The 19,622-nt window shown below is 38.6% G+C and carries 23 protein-coding genes; 5 read left to right on the top strand and 18 right to left on the bottom strand.

What is annotated here, in order from left to right; genetic code table 11:
• Positions 1–344 precede the first annotated feature (344 nt).
• The 3 genes from parC to NST21_RS12795 form a co-directional block, all read right to left on the bottom strand.
• A complete protein-coding gene (parC, locus tag NST21_RS12805; protein WP_340889441.1) occupies positions 345–2,789 on the bottom strand; it encodes a DNA topoisomerase IV subunit A in 2,445 nt (814 codons plus the stop codon).
• Positions 2,779–4,764, bottom strand: a complete 1,986-nt coding sequence (gene parE / locus NST21_RS12800; protein WP_056526451.1) for a DNA topoisomerase IV subunit B — start codon at positions 4,762–4,764, stop codon at positions 2,779–2,781. Before parE ends, parC begins: the two co-directional genes overlap by 11 nt.
• 406 nt (positions 4,765–5,170) lie before the next feature.
• Complete coding sequence (locus NST21_RS12795) at positions 5,171–5,581, bottom strand: CoA-binding protein (protein WP_053345885.1); 411 nt, start codon at positions 5,579–5,581, stop codon at positions 5,171–5,173.
• Positions 5,582–6,079: 498 nt separating this feature from the next.
• On the opposite strand from NST21_RS12795, the gene plsY reads away from it, so the two are divergent.
• Positions 6,080–6,667: a glycerol-3-phosphate 1-O-acyltransferase PlsY gene (gene plsY / locus NST21_RS12790; RefSeq protein ID WP_053345884.1), complete on the top strand. Its 588-nt coding sequence runs from the start codon at positions 6,080–6,082 to the stop codon at positions 6,665–6,667.
• 334 nt (positions 6,668–7,001) lie between these two features.
• Positions 7,002–7,145: a YycC family protein gene (locus NST21_RS12785; protein ID WP_082527609.1), complete on the top strand. Its 144-nt coding sequence runs from the start codon at positions 7,002–7,004 to the stop codon at positions 7,143–7,145.
• Between the two features lie 15 nt (positions 7,146–7,160).
• Here the strand turns inward: NST21_RS12785 and NST21_RS12780 are convergent, their stop codons facing one another.
• Together NST21_RS12780 and NST21_RS12775 are read right to left on the bottom strand one after the other, a co-directional pair.
• Complete coding sequence (locus NST21_RS12780) at positions 7,161–7,505, bottom strand: PadR family transcriptional regulator (RefSeq protein ID WP_235566083.1); 345 nt, start codon at positions 7,503–7,505, stop codon at positions 7,161–7,163.
• A gap of 195 nt (positions 7,506–7,700) precedes the next feature.
• A complete protein-coding gene (locus tag NST21_RS12775) occupies positions 7,701–8,198 on the bottom strand; it encodes an NUDIX hydrolase (protein ID WP_340889438.1) in 498 nt (165 codons plus the stop codon).
• A 90-nt stretch (positions 8,199–8,288) separates the two neighbouring features.
• On the opposite strand from NST21_RS12775, the gene NST21_RS12770 reads away from it, so the two are divergent.
• Positions 8,289–8,585: a HesB/YadR/YfhF family protein gene (locus NST21_RS12770; protein WP_056526443.1), complete on the top strand. Its 297-nt coding sequence runs from the start codon at positions 8,289–8,291 to the stop codon at positions 8,583–8,585.
• A gap of 43 nt (positions 8,586–8,628) precedes the next feature.
• Here the strand turns inward: NST21_RS12770 and NST21_RS12765 are convergent, their stop codons facing one another.
• From NST21_RS12765 to acnA, 7 genes are all read right to left on the bottom strand, one after another.
• Positions 8,629–8,922, bottom strand: coding sequence for a hypothetical protein (locus tag NST21_RS12765; protein WP_053345881.1), 294 nt, complete (start codon positions 8,920–8,922; stop codon positions 8,629–8,631).
• A gap of 34 nt (positions 8,923–8,956) precedes the next feature.
• On the bottom strand, positions 8,957–9,379 hold the full coding sequence (locus tag NST21_RS12760; protein WP_340892525.1) for an acyl-CoA thioesterase: 423 nt from the start codon (positions 9,377–9,379) through the stop codon (positions 8,957–8,959).
• Between the two features lie 175 nt (positions 9,380–9,554).
• A complete protein-coding gene (tlp, locus tag NST21_RS12755; protein WP_340889436.1) occupies positions 9,555–9,806 on the bottom strand; it encodes a small acid-soluble spore protein Tlp in 252 nt (83 codons plus the stop codon).
• Between the two features lie 78 nt (positions 9,807–9,884).
• Complete coding sequence (locus NST21_RS12750; RefSeq protein WP_053345878.1) at positions 9,885–10,028, bottom strand: acid-soluble spore protein N; 144 nt, start codon at positions 10,026–10,028, stop codon at positions 9,885–9,887.
• 166 nt (positions 10,029–10,194) lie between these two features.
• On the bottom strand, positions 10,195–10,323 hold the full coding sequence (locus NST21_RS12745; RefSeq protein ID WP_081108788.1) for an FbpB family small basic protein: 129 nt from the start codon (positions 10,321–10,323) through the stop codon (positions 10,195–10,197).
• 281 nt (positions 10,324–10,604) lie between these two features.
• Positions 10,605–11,138, bottom strand: a complete 534-nt coding sequence (locus NST21_RS12740; protein ID WP_056526435.1) for a TlpA disulfide reductase family protein — start codon at positions 11,136–11,138, stop codon at positions 10,605–10,607.
• A gap of 220 nt (positions 11,139–11,358) precedes the next feature.
• On the bottom strand, positions 11,359–14,070 hold the full coding sequence (gene acnA / locus NST21_RS12735) for an aconitate hydratase AcnA (protein ID WP_340455586.1): 2,712 nt from the start codon (positions 14,068–14,070) through the stop codon (positions 11,359–11,361).
• A gap of 385 nt (positions 14,071–14,455) precedes the next feature.
• On the opposite strand from acnA, the gene sspO reads away from it, so the two are divergent.
• The gene (sspO, locus tag NST21_RS12730; RefSeq protein WP_053345875.1) at positions 14,456–14,608 is read left to right on the top strand and encodes a small acid-soluble spore protein O; all 153 of its coding nucleotides are present in this window, start codon (positions 14,456–14,458) and stop codon (positions 14,606–14,608) included.
• 127 nt (positions 14,609–14,735) lie between these two features.
• On the opposite strand, the gene NST21_RS12725 is transcribed toward sspO, so the two are convergent.
• Complete coding sequence (locus tag NST21_RS12725; protein WP_116822025.1) at positions 14,736–14,999, bottom strand: hypothetical protein; 264 nt, start codon at positions 14,997–14,999, stop codon at positions 14,736–14,738.
• A 113-nt stretch (positions 15,000–15,112) separates the two neighbouring features.
• Here NST21_RS12725 and NST21_RS12720 point away from each other — a divergent pair, with 113 nt between their 5' ends.
• Positions 15,113–15,256, top strand: a complete 144-nt coding sequence (locus NST21_RS12720; protein ID WP_083450736.1) for a small acid-soluble spore protein P — start codon at positions 15,113–15,115, stop codon at positions 15,254–15,256.
• Positions 15,257–15,612: 356 nt separating this feature from the next.
• Here the strand turns inward: NST21_RS12720 and NST21_RS12715 are convergent, their stop codons facing one another.
• The 5 genes from NST21_RS12715 to thiO form a co-directional block, all read right to left on the bottom strand.
• Entirely contained in the window at positions 15,613–15,762 is a 150-nt protein-coding gene (locus tag NST21_RS12715) for a hypothetical protein (protein ID WP_340889433.1), read from the bottom strand.
• Positions 15,763–16,493: 731 nt separating this feature from the next.
• Positions 16,494–17,513 (bottom strand): thiazole biosynthesis adenylyltransferase ThiF, encoded by a 1,020-nt coding sequence (locus tag NST21_RS12710; protein ID WP_056526429.1) that lies wholly within the window; start codon positions 17,511–17,513, stop codon positions 16,494–16,496.
• The gene (locus NST21_RS12705; protein WP_057214788.1) at positions 17,510–18,277 is read right to left on the bottom strand and encodes a thiazole synthase; all 768 of its coding nucleotides are present in this window, start codon (positions 18,275–18,277) and stop codon (positions 17,510–17,512) included. Before NST21_RS12705 ends, NST21_RS12710 begins: the two co-directional genes overlap by 4 nt.
• A gap of 1 nt (position 18,278) precedes the next feature.
• On the bottom strand, positions 18,279–18,482 hold the full coding sequence (thiS, locus tag NST21_RS12700) for a sulfur carrier protein ThiS (RefSeq protein ID WP_053345871.1): 204 nt from the start codon (positions 18,480–18,482) through the stop codon (positions 18,279–18,281).
• Between the two features lie 14 nt (positions 18,483–18,496).
• Positions 18,497–19,621 (bottom strand): glycine oxidase ThiO, encoded by a 1,125-nt coding sequence (gene thiO, locus NST21_RS12695; protein WP_340889430.1) that lies wholly within the window; start codon positions 19,619–19,621, stop codon positions 18,497–18,499.
• Position 19,622 lies beyond the last annotated feature (1 nt).

Below are 19,622 nucleotides of genomic sequence, written 5' to 3'. Positions count from 1 at the left end.
ATGCAAGGACTGTGCCAAAAATAAAGCGTACTGGTGCATAGATTCTATCAGCATTAGAATTCATAATTGAATTATTTGTTGTCTGGATAAGATTATTAGCTTGCTAGTACAAGGATTTAAAATTGACTCAATAAGTCATTTTTGATTTAAGAATATAGCCCGAAAAAATAATAATTGTTGTAGTTGCAAATAATGGGATATTATCAGGAGATTATTTTCTGGTCGATGAACATGATACATAACCGGCACCCTACCGTTTATTTGTTTTGTTTGTTTTTCATCATAATAAACTAAATAAAAGGGATGCTGATTATTGTCAGCATCCCTTTTTATAAAAAAATTGTTTACGACTCTAAAGCAGATTCATCCTCTAAAGATATCTTCCACAATTCTTTCGCTTTTCCACTTACAGTTTCATCAAAAACAAAAGATCCATTCGTGTAACGATCATGATTTTTTAATGAAGCAGCATGGATTGTTTCAATTATGCCCTTTTCAGAAAGAATGAAAAGACTGTCGGTTTTATTGACAGTTTCAAATCCAATGACCCGATGTGGATTCGATTTCAATTCTCTCAAGACCACGACCCCGCGTTTTGCACGGCCAGTTTTTTCAAACTCGGTTAATTTCATTTTCTTGATGGCTCCGCGCTGGGTAACAATCAGAATTGATTCTTTACTATCCTTAGCTAAAACCTTGCCGCCAATAACATAGTCATCTTCTTTCAAATTAATCCCCTTAACTCCTGCTGCACGGACTCCAACTACACTTACTTCTTCTTCATCAAACCATAAACCGTAGCCATTATGAGTGACTAGGAAAAGCTCGGCCTGACCATCTGTATGATGGACATCAACCAATTCATCATCGCCCTTTAAATTGACACCAACTAGCGGTTTCGAATGCCGCTGTGCTTTATAGGAAGCTAGTTCAGTCTTTTTCACCATACCGTTTTTCGTGACGAACACTAAGAATTGCGGCAGGGTAAAGTCTTTGATTGGAATCGCTTTTATGATTTGTTCTTCTCGATCAATAGGAATGATGTTCGCGATATGCTGGCCGGTTTCCTTCCAGCGAATATCAGGAAGCTGATGAACTGGACAATAAAGGTAATTACCTTTGGAAGTAAACAGCAACAGAACGTCTGTTGTATTCATTTCCAGCCGCTGAAGCATTCGATCGGAATCTTTCATGCCAAAATCAAGCCCGCCTGATGCTGAATACGATCGTAAGGACGTCCGTTTGACATAGCCTTCTTTCGTCACTGTCACCATCACGTCTTCACTCGCGATCAAGACTTCAAGATTGATTTTGATTTCTTCAATATCTTTCTCAATTTTAGAGCGGCGTCCGTCATCAAACCCTTTTTTAATGAATCGTAATTCTTTTTTTATTACTTGGAGAAGTACCCTTTCACTGCCTAGGATTTTGGTCAATTCCTCAATTTTGCTGTTCAACTCCGCTGCCTCTTCTTCAAGAGCCGTAATATCTGTGTTTGTTAATCGGTATAATTGTAAGGATACAATAGCTTCTGCTTGGGCTTCTGTAAAAGAAAATTTAGCGATAAGGTTATCTTTAGCATTACGTTTGTCTTTAGACGCACGGATGACAGCAATAACTTCATCTAAAATGGACAGTGCTTTCATTAAACCATCGACAATATGTGCCCGGTCATGTGCTTTTTGCAATTCATAACGGGAACGGTTCACAATTACTTCTTTACGATGATTGATATACGCATCGAGCATTTTTGGAAGGCTCATTAACGTTGGTCGTTTTTTATAAATCGCGACCATATTAAAATTGTATGCAATTTGAAGATCTGAATTTTTGTATAAATAATGCAGGACACCATTTGCATCTGCTTCTTTTTTCAGTTCAATTACAATACGTAAACCTGTACGATCAGTTTCATCACGTACTTCTGCGATGCCTTCTACTTTCCGATCAAGACGGAATTCATCCATTTTCTTAACAAGGTTCGCTTTATTGACTTCATAAGGGATTTCAGTGATGACGATTTGCTGTTTACCACCACGGATTGTTTCCACTTCAGCCAAGCCACGAATTATGATTTTCCCTTTACCTGTTTCATAGGCTTTACGGATACCTTCAATTCCTTGAATGATACCACCTGTAGGGAAATCCGGACCTTTAATGACCGTCATTAATTCTGCTACTGTTGCTTCTGGATTATCAATTCGCATTATAGCAGCATCAATGACCTCACCTAATTGATGCGGAGGGATTTCCGTTGCATAGCCTGCAGAAATTCCTGTCGAGCCGTTAACAAGTAAATTAGGGAACATCGCAGGTAATACGATAGGTTCTTCTGAGGTATCATCAAAATTCGGGACAAAATCAACAGTTCGTTTTTCAATATCACGTAACATCTCAGATGCAATTGATGAAAGCCTTGCTTCTGTATATCGCATTGCAGCAGGCGGATCTCCATCAATACTACCGTTGTTTCCGTGCATTTGGACCATGACTTTACGCAACTTCCAGTCCTGGCTCATTCGTACCATCGCCTCATAAACCGAAGAATCTCCATGAGGGTGATAGTTACCAATTACATTTCCGACTGTTTTTGCAGATTTTCTAAATCCTTTTTCCTGTGTATTTCCTTCTACATACATCGCATATAATATCCTGCGCTGTACCGGTTTTAACCCATCCCGAGCATCTGGAAGTGCTCGATCCTGAATAATATATTTACTATAACGCCCGAAACGGTCTCCAATAACCTCTTCAAGCGGCAAATCACGAAACGTTTCCTCAAATACCATCGTTATTGACCTCCTCTTCAATCGACATATTTTCATTATCTAAAATATTCGATTCTTCTTCGAGACCAAAAGCGACATTGGTTTCAATCCATTTACGGCGTGGTTCCACTTTGTCTCCCATTAACGTTGTCACACGTCTTTCTGCACGCGCACCGTCATCGATTTTCACGCGGATTAATGTTCTGGTTTCCGGGTTCATTGTCGTATCCCATAATTGATCGGCATTCATCTCACCCAGCCCTTTATAGCGCTGAATCATATAGCCTTTCCCCACCTTGTTTATCGCTCCCTGAAGTTCATCATCACTCCATGCATATTCAATGACTTCTTTCTTCCCGGTCCCTTTACTCACTTTATATAACGGCGGCAAGGCTATGAACACCTTACCCGCCTCAATTAACGGCTTCATATAGCGGTAAAAGAATGTCAGCAGCAGCACTTGGATATGGGCGCCATCCGTATCGGCATCAGTCATGATAATCACTTTATCATAATTAGTGTCCGAGGTATTAAACTCGGCCCCGACGCCTGCACCGATAGCATGGATAATCGTATTGATTTCTTCGTTTTTAAAAATATCCGCTAGTTTTGCCTTTTCTGTATTGATAACTTTACCCCGTAATGGCAGTACCGCTTGAAAACGGCGATCGCGGCCTTGTTTTGCGGATCCTCCTGCAGAGTCCCCTTCCACAAGATACAATTCATTCCGCTCAGGATTTTTAGATTGAGCTGGTGTCAATTTACCAGAAAGGATGGCATCCGACTTTTTCCGTTTCTTCCCACTTCTTGCATCTTCACGCGCTTTACGAGCAGCTTCACGTGCCTGGAATGCTTTAATTGATTTTTTCACCAACAGTGCACTAGTAGTCGGATCTTCTTCAAAAAAGTAAGCCAAGTGCTCCGACACGATTGAATCAACAGCCGAACGGGCTTCGCTTGTTCCAAGCTTGCTCTTGGTTTGTCCTTCAAATTGCAAAAGTTCTTCAGGGATACGCACAGAAATAATTGAAGATAAGCCTTCTCGTATATCGGTACCTTCGAGGTTTTTATCTTTTTCCTTAAGCAGCCCCATTTTTCTAGCATAATCATTAAATGCCCGTGTCATAGCCGTTTTTGCGCCAATCTCATGGGTGCCGCCGTCTTTTGTACGAACATTATTTACAAAGCTTAGAATATTTTCTGAATACCCATCATTAAATTGAAAAGCCAGGTCGACTTCTATCCCATTCTGTTCTCCTTCTAAGCTAATAACACTATGAAGGGTTTCCTTTTCTTCATTTAAGTAGGCTACAAAGGCTTCAATTCCGTTTTCATAATGAAAAGTCTCATGCAGGTCATTACGTTCATCCGTCAATTCTATTTTCATGCCTTTTAAAAGAAAGGCTGATTCGCGTAGACGTTCAGAGAGGATATCATAATTAAAAGTCGTAACCGAAAAAATTTTCGGATCTGGCTTGAAATGGATTTTCGTCCCAACTTGGTTGGTCTTTCCAATTTTCTCTAGGGTCGTTTCCGGTTTTCCTCCCTTGAAAAACCGTTGTTCATAAACAAAGCCATCTCTTTTAATCGTCACGACAAGCCATTCAGACAATGCGTTAACGACAGAGGCACCCACACCATGAAGGCCACCGCTCGTTTTATATCCGCCTTGTCCAAATTTACCGCCTGCATGAAGAATCGTCAAAATGACTTCAGGTGTTGGTTTCCCCAATTTATGCATTCCAGTGGGCATCCCACGCCCTTTATCTGTCACACTTATACTGTTATCTTTATGTATTTTCACACTAATCTGGTCTCCATATCCAGCCAAAGCCTCATCTACGGAGTTATCTACAATCTCGTACACTAAATGATGAAGTCCACGTGCATCAGTACTGCCGATATACATACCGGGACGTTTTCTGACCGCTTCAAGTCCTTCCAGTACCTGAATTGCATCATCATTGTACTCGATTGTTTTTACTTTCTTTGCCACAGAAATTCCCCTTTCCTTACTAAACACAATTTCCGGGCCAAATCATACTGCAATGAAATGACTCTCTAGCTCTTACAAAATAATTCATACGTTGATAATCATACAAAAAGTATAATACTTTCACGAACAAAGAACAAGTGTTCTATTTTTTTAGTCCCTTTTATTAGCGTTAGCACCATCCGTTAAAACTTGTTAGTTTTGTAAACGTATCTTAGCTACCGTTCTAATTGTAGCGGTAATTTTTCATTTGGCAAATACACTTTTACTATTTCGCTTAAATTATTCTTTAAAATGATCGATATGCCCCCACGTTCTCCAAATCCAGTCATAGCTAGGCATTATTGGATTTCTTCGGATGAAACTTTCGATACCTTTAAGAAAGAGCGGAAAATCCGCTCTTTCCAATTTACTTCGTAAGTGCATGTTCAACTTTTATACATCGATCCATGATGACAGTATAACCTTTTTCTTTTAGATAATCATAAGCTTCTTCATTTTCAACCCCAAGCTGCGCCCAAAAAATATCAGCATCGATTTCTGCGAATTCTTTTGCAATCCCCGGGAGGAATTCAGAACGGCGAAAAACATTGACGATATCAACATGCCCTTCAATATCTTTAAGTGCTTTTACGGCCTTAACGCCCAGCACTTCAGTTACAGCTGGATTTACCGGGATGATTTCATATCCGCTATCCTGCATTGCTTTTGATACCATATAAGAAGTACGCTCGGGGTTATTTGATAATCCCACAACAGCAATGCGCTTCGATTTTTTTAACATCTGACCCATTTCTTCTCTGCTTGGATTTTCTATCATTTTTATCAATCCCCTTTATAATAAAATGTATTCTTACGCATAAAGTATTCCTCAACATGGATATTTTACAGAGAAAAGCTGACTATTACCATTATTAAGAAAAACAATTATACAAGAAATAACTTGCTTCGAAAAGGTAAGTCTCTCTTAACTTCCTTTATTTTCATACAGACTACCACGTATTGCATCAATTTATACACTATAGGTAACCCGCATATCTTATATTTACGAAAAAACGAATTCATAAACCTCTCCACCCTATATGAACATAAACGTATATCAAATGATGTATGTTCATCAAGGAAAAATCTTTTTTTAGTGGATTTTTTTTTTGACAGCCATACCATTTTGTCACGAAAATGTTACAATAAGAGGAGCTTATCAGGTATTTAAAGGCTGTTTTAGCTGTTCCTCCACGTCCAATATCGATAAAAGGAACATTCAGCCTGTTAACCGAGATAAAATAAGAAGATTTTTCTTTAAAGAAAGGGTCATAGAATGCTTACATTTATCACTTTACTGTCTGCCTACTTGATTGGTTCGATTCCATCCGGTCTAATAATCGGAAAAACCTTTTACAAAATCGATATTCGGGAGCATGGCAGTAAAAATCTAGGCGGGACAAATACCTTCCGGACACTTGGTGTCAAGGCAGGGCTAACCGTTACTATCATGGATATACTTAAAGGGACTCTAGCAACTTTTCTTCCGTTAATGCTAGGCGTGGAAATGAATCTATTGCTAGCCGGACTTTTTGCAGTAATCGGTCATATGCTCCCTATTTTTGCAAACTTTCGGGGTGGGAAAGCAGTCGCAACATCGGCTGGTGTTATCCTCGCATATGAACCATTATTTTTTCTTATTGTCCTTATCATATTCTTTATATCCTTATACATATCCAAATATGTTTCACTATCTTCCATGATTGCTTGTCTACTAGCTCTCATTTACAGCTTAGTGTTTCATACCGATGATTGGGCTCTTATTATTGTAATTGGCATTTTAACGATTTTCATCTTTTACCGCCACCGTGCGAACATCAAACGAATAATCGATAAAACTGAACCAAAAGTAAAATGGTTGTAAGAGGAGACCATTGGCTTTTTTAAACAAAAATAAAAGCCCGTCTTTACGGGCTTATTTCTATTCTAAAATTAATAGGCCATATGCTTCAGAATCCTGGCATGTCCTAACACCTTTTCCGCAGAATTTCCAATTTTCTAAATCATTATGTTTTTAACAAACTTCATTGTTAAGATTAAATAAGTTCAGCAGTATTACGTTTCACCTTTTAATCTCCTACCTACTAGCGGAAGCAAAAGACTAATTGATTCATGCAAATTGCCCTCATAAGGATTGAATAATTGAAGCATAGAGGCTACACTAGAACTAACCAAAAATCGTCTTTAGGAGAAGAGCCATGAAACCATTACAAATATCAACCGAAACCGCATTAAAGTTATCTGAATCTCTCAACATGCCATTAGAGCAAATCATGCATATGCCCACGCCCATCTTGCTGAAAAAGCTGGCTGAGGCTGAAGCCAAAGAAAAAACAAAATAGCTGCAGACAATGCAGCTATTTTTGTGTGCGCTCATAGTTAGGTGAAACAACCTTACCGATAACATCTTGAAAGGCGTTCCACTCTTCCCATTGAACTTGAAATTGAGCAACACCCAATTTCGTCGCATAATAGTATTTTCTTTTAGGACCTTCTAAAGAATCTCGCCAATAACTTATTAGATACTCTTTCACTTCAAGCCTTTTTAAAGCGGGGTATAGCATACCTTCTTTATAATGCAAATAGCCATCACTTAACTGTTTAAGCTGTTCAATCATTTCATACCCATACATATCCTTTTGAGCTAATAGTGAAAGCAGCACCATCTCCGTACTCCCTTTTAGCAGCTCTGTTTTCCGCAAATTAGCTACCCCCTCTAAATAAGATGATCTATCACTATATCTTCACATTTTATAGTTTCCAAAATAATCCTATTGGAACTATAAAAAGCTTGATTAACTCACTATAATACCAATATTTCAAATATTCATCTACCAATTTATGTTATATAGCTAAGGACATAATAAAAACTTCCGTTGAATTCAAAAAAAAACCGCTCAAAGGCGGATTTTAGTTGGAGAAATAATTTTTTTCATGTTAGCCAATGGCTTCTTTTTAAAGGAGAGTAAAAGATTGTTTTCATATGTACAAGCAAATTCGTATGGAGGGTCATCCAGTAAAATATCCCTTAGATAATACTTTATGTTGGGCACAACTTCATCTGCCTCCATAACCCATTGATATGGCTTCCAGGCAAGTTCTCCTTCATCGCAAGCTAGAAGTCCACCCCCGGTATCTTCGGCTCGGTATACATACATTCCTCCCGTTTGATTCCATGTCACAATCCCACGAAAGGTCAGTCCTTTTACCTTCAAACCAGTTTCTTCAATAATTTCTCGTTCCATCGACTCATCGATTGTTTCACCTGGTTCAATTTTCCCGCCTACACCATTCCATTTATGTTTATTTGGCTCTTTTTTGCGAAAAAGCATTAAGACTTCATTTTTGCCAGATTTTTTTCGAGTAATAAAACAAATATTGTATATAATCTCCATTGCGATTTCCTTTCTATAGCGCACAATATTCGCATCTGCTATATAATTACTTTATACTTAAATAGCGAACCTCTGGGAAGGAGAATTTGTATGAAACTAACAATTTCCGAACAAGCTGCTAAGTGGTATAGCGATGAGTTAGAGCTTCAGGAAGGCTCTCATTTGCGCTTTTATGTAAGATATGGAGGACATAGTTCCGTTCAAAGTGGCTTTTCATTAGGTATCATGATAGAAGAACCTGAAGCTGTGGCAGCGGCAACTACATTGAATAAGATTACTTTCTATGTGGAAGAAAAAGATATCTGGTACTTCGATGGTCACGATTTACTTATCACCTTTAATGAAAAACTAACTGAGCCTGAATTTCATTACGAAAAAAGTGCTTGATACATGCAACAGCGGTGTAGACTGCTGTTGCAAAATTCCCTATTCAATTGACCAGCCTTTCTTTAATATCCTCGGCTTTAAGAATTTCCTTTTGCCTAGCCCCCAATAGATCAAAATGAGAATAGCCATCCTTCCGGTGGTGAATCCATTCTTTTTTCAGTCCGTATTTTTTGCCCCACTCTGCTAATCGTTCTAAATCATTGCACCCAACTTTTGTCACGGTCTTACAACCAGGAAAGCGATCATCGAGCCAATAATGAGTCAGAAATGCAATTTGTCCCTGATCAATTTGCTGCTTCCAGGCTACTACGTCTACCCGTTTTATCCCAAACGCCATCCTTAATTCACCTCAAATTATGTAATTACATTAGTTAATCCGGTTTTTTATTTTGCTCATAGGCCTCATGCCAATCAGGGAACATACGTTTAATAGATATAGGCCGGAAGGTGTCCTTTTTAACGCAAACATGTGATGACTGGCCGGTTGCCGATACTTCATTTTCCCCGTTAATGATTTCATATCCATAAATGACACGCAGACCATCATACTTCTCAATCCAAGTCTTTATCTTAACCTTATCACCATAGCGAACAGGTATTTTATATGAAGCCCGGATATCCATGACAGGCGAGAGGATACCAACCGCCTCCATATCAGCATAATAAAAGCCTAAATCATTGATCAATTTCGTCCTGCCAAGTTCCATCCATACAAGATAATTAGCATGGTACACAACACCCATTTGATCTGTCTCTGCATACCGAACCTCAATTTCATTTTCAGCAATCAACATCATAATTCCCCACTTTCATTTCTATTGCAATATACATTTTACCATAACTTCCGGCCAACTTTCATTTAAGGAAATTAGCCCATTTTCTACACTCCCATTCTTTATCCATCATCCAAAGACGAAAAATCATTAAAGAAAGGGGGAGAAAGACCCCTTCTTTCTCCCCCTTTCATATTTATTCTAATTCATTATCCGTTTTATAACCTCTTTCACGAGCTTGTTGTTCATCTTCTACTTCTGACATCATGCCAGCAATACTCTCTTTCCTTCGGTCGTTCTTTGCCCTTATCGCCTCTTTATCGCCCGATGAAGAGAATGACAATGTTTCATTTGCAGCCTTTATGTTCTCTTCTGTATTCTGAATTGCATCCTGAAGTTTTTCAACATTATCCAATCGGTTGTCTGGATTGTGTTTAAATGAGTCCATTTTCTATCGCCTCAATTCATGTTATTTTTTTGTAAATAGTTTACATAATATTATTACAAATATTAAATTTAAAGCAGTTTATTCGCCCTTAGTTTGAATAACCTGAGGATGCTTGCCCGATTTATCCTGCATTTGCTTTCCGTTATTTCCTCCTGCTGCTCTCGGTTGCATACCAAGATGACTTGGTCTGAAGTGTTTAGAATCTTTTTTAGGATTACCCATTTTTAATCGCCTCCTTACCTTATCATTGTTAAAAAAGCTGAAATTCATGAGTGCCAGTTTTTGAAAAGGCACTATTTTTTTTAAACTAAATCGAAAAAGAGCCAGCACTTTGAAGAAAACTTCAATGTGCTGGCTCTTTTTTTTCGAAAGAAAGCCCTCGCAAAGGTTATTCAGCCTTTTGCATATGTTTTTTCTCAAGTCGTTCCTCAAGTCTTTCCATTTGTTTAACGTCCATCAACAATTCCTTTTTATTTTCTTTAATCAATTCTTCAAACGTCCGTTTTCTTTTTTTCATCCTTTTCACCTACTTGTTCATAATATATTGTTCAGCATTACCAAATTAACGTAAAATTATGACTATATGGTGCGAAGTCTTTTAATTGTCACAATTATCAGTTATTTATATTTATAAACACCCCTTTATATCACCCTCTATACTTTAACCCATTTTTCATTGACAGTAACCCTATTTTTAATAATTTTTTGATTTTTCAATTAACTTTTGACAAATTTGTTACATATAAGATAAATGAATACTAACTATATAAAAAAATACGGAACCCCATAAGGATTCCGTCATTTGATGCTATTGATATTTCGTTCCATATCTTTAAGCTGCATCGCTGAAATAACCTTATTCCTGATAATACCCTTACTGTCGATAAAGTACGTCGTCGGAATACTAAGAATTTTATAACGCTCATTTACCGGGTCTTTTGCACTCTGACTGTCTAAAGGAATGGTAAAAGTGATACCATTATCCTCAACAAATGCTTGTACATCATTTTCCGGATCAATGTTGACAGCTAGGATGACGACATCATCACCTGCCTGCTGCGAATATTTCTGCATATCTGGCATTTCCTTTTTACAAGGCGGGCACCACGTAGCCCAGAAGTTCAGCATTACTTTTTTCCCTTTATAGTCCGACAAATTAACCTGCTTGCCATCGAGCGTCTTTAGGGAGAAATCTGGTGCCGCTGCACCAATTTTCAGTCCGCCCAGGGAATCATTTTCAGCTTTTTTATCCGGTTTATTATCCATCGCTTGCACGATTGCTATCGTAAACAGTGACAGTAAGACCACCGAGGCAATAATTTTTTTAAGCATACTCGTCCCCCTAGTCCCATTACAATATAATATTTGTTCAATTCCAGAAATAGAACAACTTACTTCCATTTCCACTAACCTCTTCCATCTTATCAATAAATACATATTCAGAAAAGCGTTATTCCTAAAAATCACTATATATTATTCCAGTATTTCATAATCTTGACACAAAAAAACGGCAAACCTAACATGTAGGTTTGCCGCTTCTCAAAAGCTTAAATTAGCCTTTTAATTTATTACGTAATACCATTTGAAGGATACCACCGTGACGGTAGTAGTCGATTTCGATTTCAGAGTCGAAACGAACAAGTACATCAAATTCTTTTACGTTTCCAGCTTCATCAGTAGCTGTAACTGTTACGATATCACGTGGTTTAACTGTTTCGTCGATTTTAACAGCAATCGCTTCTTTACCAGTTAATCCTAGTGTTTCAGCGTTTTCGCCTTCTTTGAATTGAAGAGGAAGAACACCCATTAACGCAAGGTTAGAACGGTGAATACGTTCGAAGCTTTCAGCGATAACTGTTTTGATACCAAGAAGGTTAGTACCTTTTGCAGCCCAGTCACGAGAGCTTCCCATACCGTAGTCTTTACCAGCAATAACTGCAAGACCTGTTCCATCAGCTTTGTATTTCATACAAGCATCATAGATAGCCATTACATCGCCTGTTGGCCAGTAAGTAGTGTAACCACCTTCTGTACCTGGAGCAACTTGGTTACGGATACGAATGTTAGCGAAAGTTCCACGCATCATTGCTTCATGGTTACCACGACGAGAACCGTAAGAGTTAAAGTCACGTGGTTTCACACCGTTTTCACGAAGGTAGATACCAGCTGGTGTATCTTTACCGATAGCACCTGCAGGAGAAATGTGGTCAGTTGTTACTGAGTCACCGAATTTACCTACTACGCGCAAGCCAGAAAGTGGGTTAACTGAACCTGGTTCTGGTGATAATCCTTCAAAGAATGGAGGATTTTGAATGTATGTTGATTTAGAATCGAAAGCGTAAATTGCTTCGTTGCTTGTTTGGATTTCATTCCAACGTTTGTTATCGTTGAATACTGTTTCGTATTCTTTACGGAATAATTCCGGTGTAACTGTTGCTTTAACAGCAGCGTTAACCTCTTCTTGTGATGGCCAGATATCAGCAAGATACACATCGTTGCCGTCTTTATCTTTACCAAGTGAATCATTGTTAAGATCGAAGTCCACAGTACCTGCAAGTGCATATGCCACAACCAAAGTTGGAGAAGCAAGGTAGTTTGCTTTCACTAGTGGATGAATACGACCTTCGAAGTTACGGTTACCAGAAAGTACTGAAGTTACTAGAAGATCTGCTTCAGCAACTGCTGCTTCGATTTCGTCTGCTAATGGACCTGAGTTACCGATACATGTTGTACATCCGTAACCAACTACGTTGAATCCTAATTGATCAAGGTATGATTGAAGACCTGCATCACGAAGGTAACCAGTAACAACTTTAGAACCTGGTGCTAATGATGTTTTTACATAATCCGGAACAGTCAAGCCTTTTTCAACTGCTTTTTTAGCAATAAGACCTGCTCCAAGCATTACGTATGGGTTAGAAGTATTTGTACAGCTTGTGATTGCAGCAATTGCGATCGCGCCTGTTTTCATTACCGTTTCTTTACCATCGGCAAATTTAACAGTTACTTCTTTATCCAATTCAGAATTGTCCATGCCGAAACCTTGGTTACCCATAGGTGCATTGATAGCATCATGGAAAGATTGTTTCATTTGAGAAAGTGGAATCAAATCTTGTGGGCGTTTAGGGCCTGAAAGGTTTGGTTCAATTGCTGAAAGGTCGATTTCCACAACATCATTGTAAGCTGGATCTTCGTTTTCAGGAGAGTAGAACAATCCATTTTCTTTGCAGTAAGATTCAACAACTTTAATTTGTTTTTCATCACGGCCTGTTAAGCGCATGTAATCGATGGCTTCTGCATCAACTGGGAAGAAACCAACTGTAGCACCGTATTCAGGAGCCATGTTAGCAATTGTTGCACGGTCAGCAAGTGGAAGATATCCTACTCCAGGGCCGTAGAACTCAACAAATTTACCAACTACGCCGTGTGCACGAAGAACTTGAGTTACTTTCAATGCAAGGTCAGTAGCTGTTGTTCCTTTAGGAAGTTGACCAGTTAGTTTCACACCAACTACTTTTGGTACTGGGAAGTATGAAGGCTGTCCAAGCATACCTGCTTCTGCTTCGATACCGCCGACACCCCAACCAAGAACACCAATACCGTTGATCATTGTAGTATGTGAATCTGTACCGAATACAGAGTCAGGGAATACTTCAAAGTCGCCGTTTGGAGTTTCAACCGCATGTACTACGTTCGCAAGGTACTCAAGGTTAACTTGGTGAACGATACCAGTTGCTGGTGGAACCGCACGGTAGTTGTTGAATGATTTTTGAGCCCAGCTTAGGAACTGGTAACGCTCTGCATTACGTTCGAATTCAAGATCCATATTGGCATCAAGAGAATCAATTGTACCTGCTTTATCAACTTGTACAGAGTGGTCAATTACAAGGTCAACTGGAATTTCCGGGTTGATTTTATCAGGATCTCCACCAAGTGCAGCGAATGCATTACGTAGAGAAGCTAAATCTACAACAACTGGAACACCAGTGAAATCTTGTAGGATAACACGTGAAGGCTTGAACGGAACATCTATATCTTGTTGCTCGCTTGTTCCCCATTTAGCAAGGTTCGCAACGTGTTCTTTTGTGATTACTCTTCCGTCTACTTGGCGAAGTACTGCTTCAAGTAGGACTTTAATGGAATATGGAAGGCGTGATACTTGGCCGTCCCCTGCTTTTTCAATAGCGTCTAGGCTGTAGTAGTTGTAGCGTTCCCCTTCAATTTCAAAGGATTTACGCGCTTGGTATACGTCATTTTTCGTCATGAATATTACCCCCTATTAAACTGTCAGAACTTATTCTGCACATAAAAGTAAAACCTGGTTCACTGAAACCATGTCTACTATAAATATAAGTAAAAAAGTTAGTTTGTCGAATTTTCTCTCTGTTCTCCCACCCTAACTCTTCCTTCGACTTAATACTAATATAGAATTGAGTATAAGTAAATAACAAGAAAGTTATTGTTTTTGATAAGTTTGACTTATAGAAAAATCTCCTTTATTTATTAAAGTGCTTTTGGGAAGCCTTACTTGTATGCTGTTTTTCTAAAATGTTCTAATTATATACCTGATAAATTATTCCAATAAAACATATTAGTAATGCATACATAATCATTCACCATTATCACACTCTATGAGTGGAGGTGTCGAAATGGCAAAACAAAAGGCTAATCATGTAATACCCGGAATGAACGCTGCAAAAGCACAGGGTAATGGAGCAGGTTACCATGATGAATTAGGAAATGAACCACCGTTAACCGAGGTCCAAAGGCAAAATAATAAAAAACGAAAGAAAAACCAATGATTTCCTTATTCTGGCATTAAATAGTAAAGGCTTTTTGAAAATGCAGATGAACTGCATTCTTCAAAAAGCCTATTCTATTCTAAAAACAGGGAAAAAGCGCCTCTACTAGTGCCTTCAGGTATAGAAATCAATAATCGTCTGAATTGACTTCATTTACAATTGCCTGAATATCCTGTTCAAATTGTTTTAATTGTTCTCGCTGATGCTCAGAAGCGGTGACTAAAGCTGATTGTATTTGCTGAAAGGCCTCATTTACTTCCTGCTTCACATGTTTCAATTCTGTTCCGTAATTCGGTGCCGTTTTTTCAATGGCTGAGTACATATCAGTTACTTGTTGATGGCTTTGCTGAGCTTCTTGAAAAGTCCTCCGCTTATCTTGTTTATCCTGCATTAGATTCATCTCCTTAATTAGTATCCATCCATAGCATGTACGAGGTATACAAATATATGTATATGAATAATTTTTCACCGATTGATTATCTTAAGGTGTAGGAGGGATCGCACATGAACAAAAATGATGGTAAAGATATTCGAAAAAATGCACCTAAAGGGAATAACCCAGGTCAACCTGCCCCGCTAAGCGGTTCTCATAAGGTGAAAAATAGACAGCACTCCCGTCAGAAACATAACAGCAGTCACGATATGTAAAAGGTTCTGCTTATATATTCGTTCCATAACAAAAGCGGTGCCGCCCTAAAGGGCTGACATCGCTTTTGTTTACATACGTTTTCCAATGCCCCAGAATGACCAAATGCTGGATTCAAAATAGTCCGTACTATATTTTTTTGGGTACGCATTAATTACCCAGATATATCTTTGCACTTAAGTATAAGGCTATATTCTTGGGGGATTTCGTTATCTATTAAGGACTTTTTCCAAATGTTTCACTTTAGGTGTCAAGTTAGCGAAGAAATATGCTTCACGAAGGCGACGTGATGGTGCACTGTCTTTTAAATAACCGGCACTCCCGTTATGCATCATACTTGATTGAACGGCTTTAATTGTTAAGTATTCCGCTTTAAGGCGGATATTAGCACTTGGTTAATACCCAGACCGAGAGGAATTTGGTAAGCGATGAATGCTGGACGAATCTGCTCCACAAACGTATCAGCATCTTCAGATAACATCCATAATACGTTTATTTTCGTTGACACCTGCTATTAATCCGAACCCATGATTATACCAAGGTTTGAAACAGACGCCAGAACACCTTTAAGAATATAGCCGCCTTCTGTAGGTTCTGCGCTTAACTTCAGCTTTTCAAGCCCTGCTTAATATTTCAACAAGTTAGACTGTCCTGTTGCACCTAACAGTTCCCATTCTCAAAAGATGGCAACAATTTACTTTTTATCACTTCATTATTAGTTACGGATATACGTAAATGCAGCATGGTGGCACCAGATACAAAAAGCTGTAGTCATGCATACTTTAGCTGTTTCCTCTTCTACATGTATCTTATCTAATAAGATTTCCTTTTGCGTCTTATTAATAGAAGAAAGTAAACCAGCTTTCCCTAGCTTTTTTATATAAGAAAGGCACACGGCAAGTGTATAGAGGATAAGTCAGCAGTGATATGAGAGGTTTTAAATAAGTAGGACTAACATAGGTAGAGAACTAGGAGAAAAAGGATATCTGCTAAATTCGTTTTGTTATGCAGAAACTCTTTTATTTCTTTGGTTCAATGAACCTGAAAAAGGCACACTGACGTCAGACAAAGACGTAGGCTTTTCACGCTTAACAAGGTTTCCATCCCCCCTACTTTACCACCTAAGCAATAATATCGGAGGTAAATATATGCTAGTTTTGATAGCTTGAAATAAACGGATAGCACATCTTTGCCTAACACTCTTTCAGTGTGAATTTTCATTTTACTGACTGCAATAATTTAGCCTAAATAGCGATGATACAACGATTTTGCTTCTGCGATTTCTTTTGTTCCATGAATCAGGGCCCGCCCATCTTTAAAAACAACTAATCGATGAGGCCCGATTGTGAATGAAAGTAAATATGGATTTCTAACGATCTTACCACCTTGAGCAAGCAGATTTTTTTCAAGTTGCACTAAATCTCTTTCAAACTTCATTGCTGGGCGAATCTGGACAGACTCCCTCCCGCATAAAACCGCTGTTTTTGTTTGATTTAGATAAGAAAGGTGTGGGTAGGTTCGCTTTGACCCACATGACAAACAGCTGTCTTTTTTTAATTTCTTTACATTTATGGATGTATGCTCATTTTTCCAAAGGTCAAATGAAACGATTTTATTTCTAAGGGAATCATAATCTTCCACAAGAATTTTTAATGCTTCAGTCAGTTGATAAGCAACAACCGTTTGAACGGCGGGACTAATAATTCCAGCCGTATCACAGGTTAATCCACCAATTGGAACCGTTTCCAGCAAACAATTCAAACATGGAGTTACTTCTGGGACAATTGTGTAACTTATTCCATAGCTCCCCACACACGCTCCGTAAATCCATGGAATTTTGAATTTTTGTGATATATCATTAATCAGCATCCTTGTATCAAAATTATCGGTGGCGTCCAATATTAAATCGACTCTGTCAACGAGCCGCTCCAGTTCCTCCACTGACACATCCAACACATGTGATTTTACAATTACATCTGAGTTTAGCGCTTTCAATCGATTCTCCGCCGCCACTGCTTTTGGCATTCTTTTTTCAGCATCTTCCTCACAATAAAGTTGCTGTCTTTGAAGATTACTCCACTCCACATAATCTCTGTCAACAATGGTCAGTTTTCCAATTCCTGCTCGCACAAGTCCTTCAGCACTTCCCGTACCGAGAGCCCCTGCTCCAATCACTAAAACGTGTTTCTTGGAAATTTTCTGTTGCCCTTCGACTCCAATTGGTGAAAAGAGTTCTTGGCGTGAATAACGTTCATTCATCCAATGCTCATTCCTTCAACTGGACTGCTTGCTATAGCGTACTCATTTTTTTCAATTCTCCCTGCTTCATACCCTAAGCGCCCTGATTCAATAGCAAGCTTCATTGCTTTCGCCATTTTGATTGGATCTTTGGCACCCGATACAGCTGTATTAAGCAATACACCATCTGCCCCTAATTCCATGGCAATCGTCGCATCCGATGGTGTTCCAATTCCAGCATCAACAATTACCGGAACATTGGACTGTTCAATGATAAATCGTAAGTTTAGTCGGTTTATAATACCTTGGCCTGATCCAATTGGAGAAGCTCCAGGCATAATCGCATGACACCCTACCTCTTCTAAACGTTTAGCAAGTAACACATCATCAGACGTATATGGTAACACTATAAAACCTAGTTTTACTAATTCCTCTGCTGCCTTTAGTGTTTCAATCGGATCAGGCAATAGTGTTTTTTGACAACCAATCACTTCTACCTTTATCATGTCACAAAGCCCAGACGCCTTGGCAAGCTGAGCTATTCGCACAGCTTCTTTGGCCGTTTTAGCTCCTGCTGTATTGGGAAGAAGTGTATATTTTTTCAAATCAAGCTTTTCTAAAAAATTTGGTTGGCTAGCTTCAAAAATATTCATTCTCCGAACTGCAAATGTTAATATTTCAGTCTCTGAAATCTCCACTGCTTGCTTCTGAACATCGAAGCTTGAATATTTCCCAGTACCTAATAGTAATCTTGAAGAAAATTCATAAGAACCAATTTTTAACATATCATCCGCCTCCTACAAAATGTACAATCTCAACTTTGTCTCCATTTGACAAACGCGTTTCATTCTGATTTTCTTTTTCTAAAATTTCATCATTTAATTCCACAATCACGACTTTCTGATGTAAGCTAAAATGCTGTAATAACTCCGCAACAGTTGACTCATTAGCAGGAATTTGTATTTTTTCTCCATTAATAATTAATTCCAATTCATTCACCTCTATTATGAAAAAATTGTATTTATCGAACGATCCACTCGAAAAGCAGACCATTCAGAATTTGCCTTTCTTTCAACTATATCTGCTATAAGTACACCTGTAATAGGAGATAGTAGAATTCCATTCCTAAAGTGACCCGTTGCAATAAAAAGTCCATTGTATGCTGGATGTTCTCCAAAGTAAGGTAGGCCATCTCCTGTTTGCGGACGTATTCCAGCCCATGCTTTTTCCCACTCCGTTTCTTTAAGTGCTGGAAGCAGATGTGTTGCCTTTTCTATTAATGTTGAAATTCCTTCGATACTTACCTTTTGGTCAAAAGTGTGAGCTTTAACCGTCGCACCAACAATGATTCTCCCGCCAACTTTAGGTACAAGATAGCACCCTTGTGAAAAAATCGTTTTTTCAAGCAATGGACGATTAGTCAAAACGGAAAAGCACTCTCCTTTTACGGGATATGTATCAAGCTTTAACCCGGCCTTTTCTAGAAGAAAATTGCTCCATGCTCCACTTGCTACTATTACATTTTCACTAAAAAATTCTCCTATATTAGTGACCACACCTCTTACACACGCGTTTTCAATAATCAAATCAGAAACATGTACATATTCCTTTATATCAGCGCCTAGAGCAGCAGCAGATTTAGTAAAAGCGAGCGACAACCTAGAGGCCGAAACTTGTCCATCCTTTGGAATATACATAGCACCTCTAATCTCATCAGAAAGAAGAGGCTCCTTTTTTCTTATTTCAGCAGTTGTAAACCATTCCGCCTCAAGCCCGGCTTTTTGCTGGATTTTGATCATGTTCTTCAAATCTGATTCTTGTTCACTAGTAAGTGCTACCTTAAACATTCCTTTGTTAACTAATTCAATATCAATCCCGCTTATGTCTTTTAATTCTTCCGACAGCGCAGGAAACATCCCCCTGCTTTGTCTTGCTAATGTAAAAAGCGGGTTATCAGATTCTAACTCGGATTGCGCTCCTAACATCCCGGCAGCTGCACTAGATGCTTTACTAGCAAGTCTATCTTTCTCTAATAAAAGGACTTTTTTACCTCGTTTGGCTAATTGATAAGCAATCGACCCTCCAATTACACCACCACCTACAATGATCGCATCATATATGGAATTCATC

Source organism: Peribacillus sp. FSL K6-1552 (assembly GCF_038005205.1).
GTDB lineage: Bacteria > Bacillota > Bacilli > Bacillales > DSM-1321 > Peribacillus > Peribacillus butanolivorans.
This window is presented reverse-complemented; position numbering and strand designations above follow the sequence as displayed.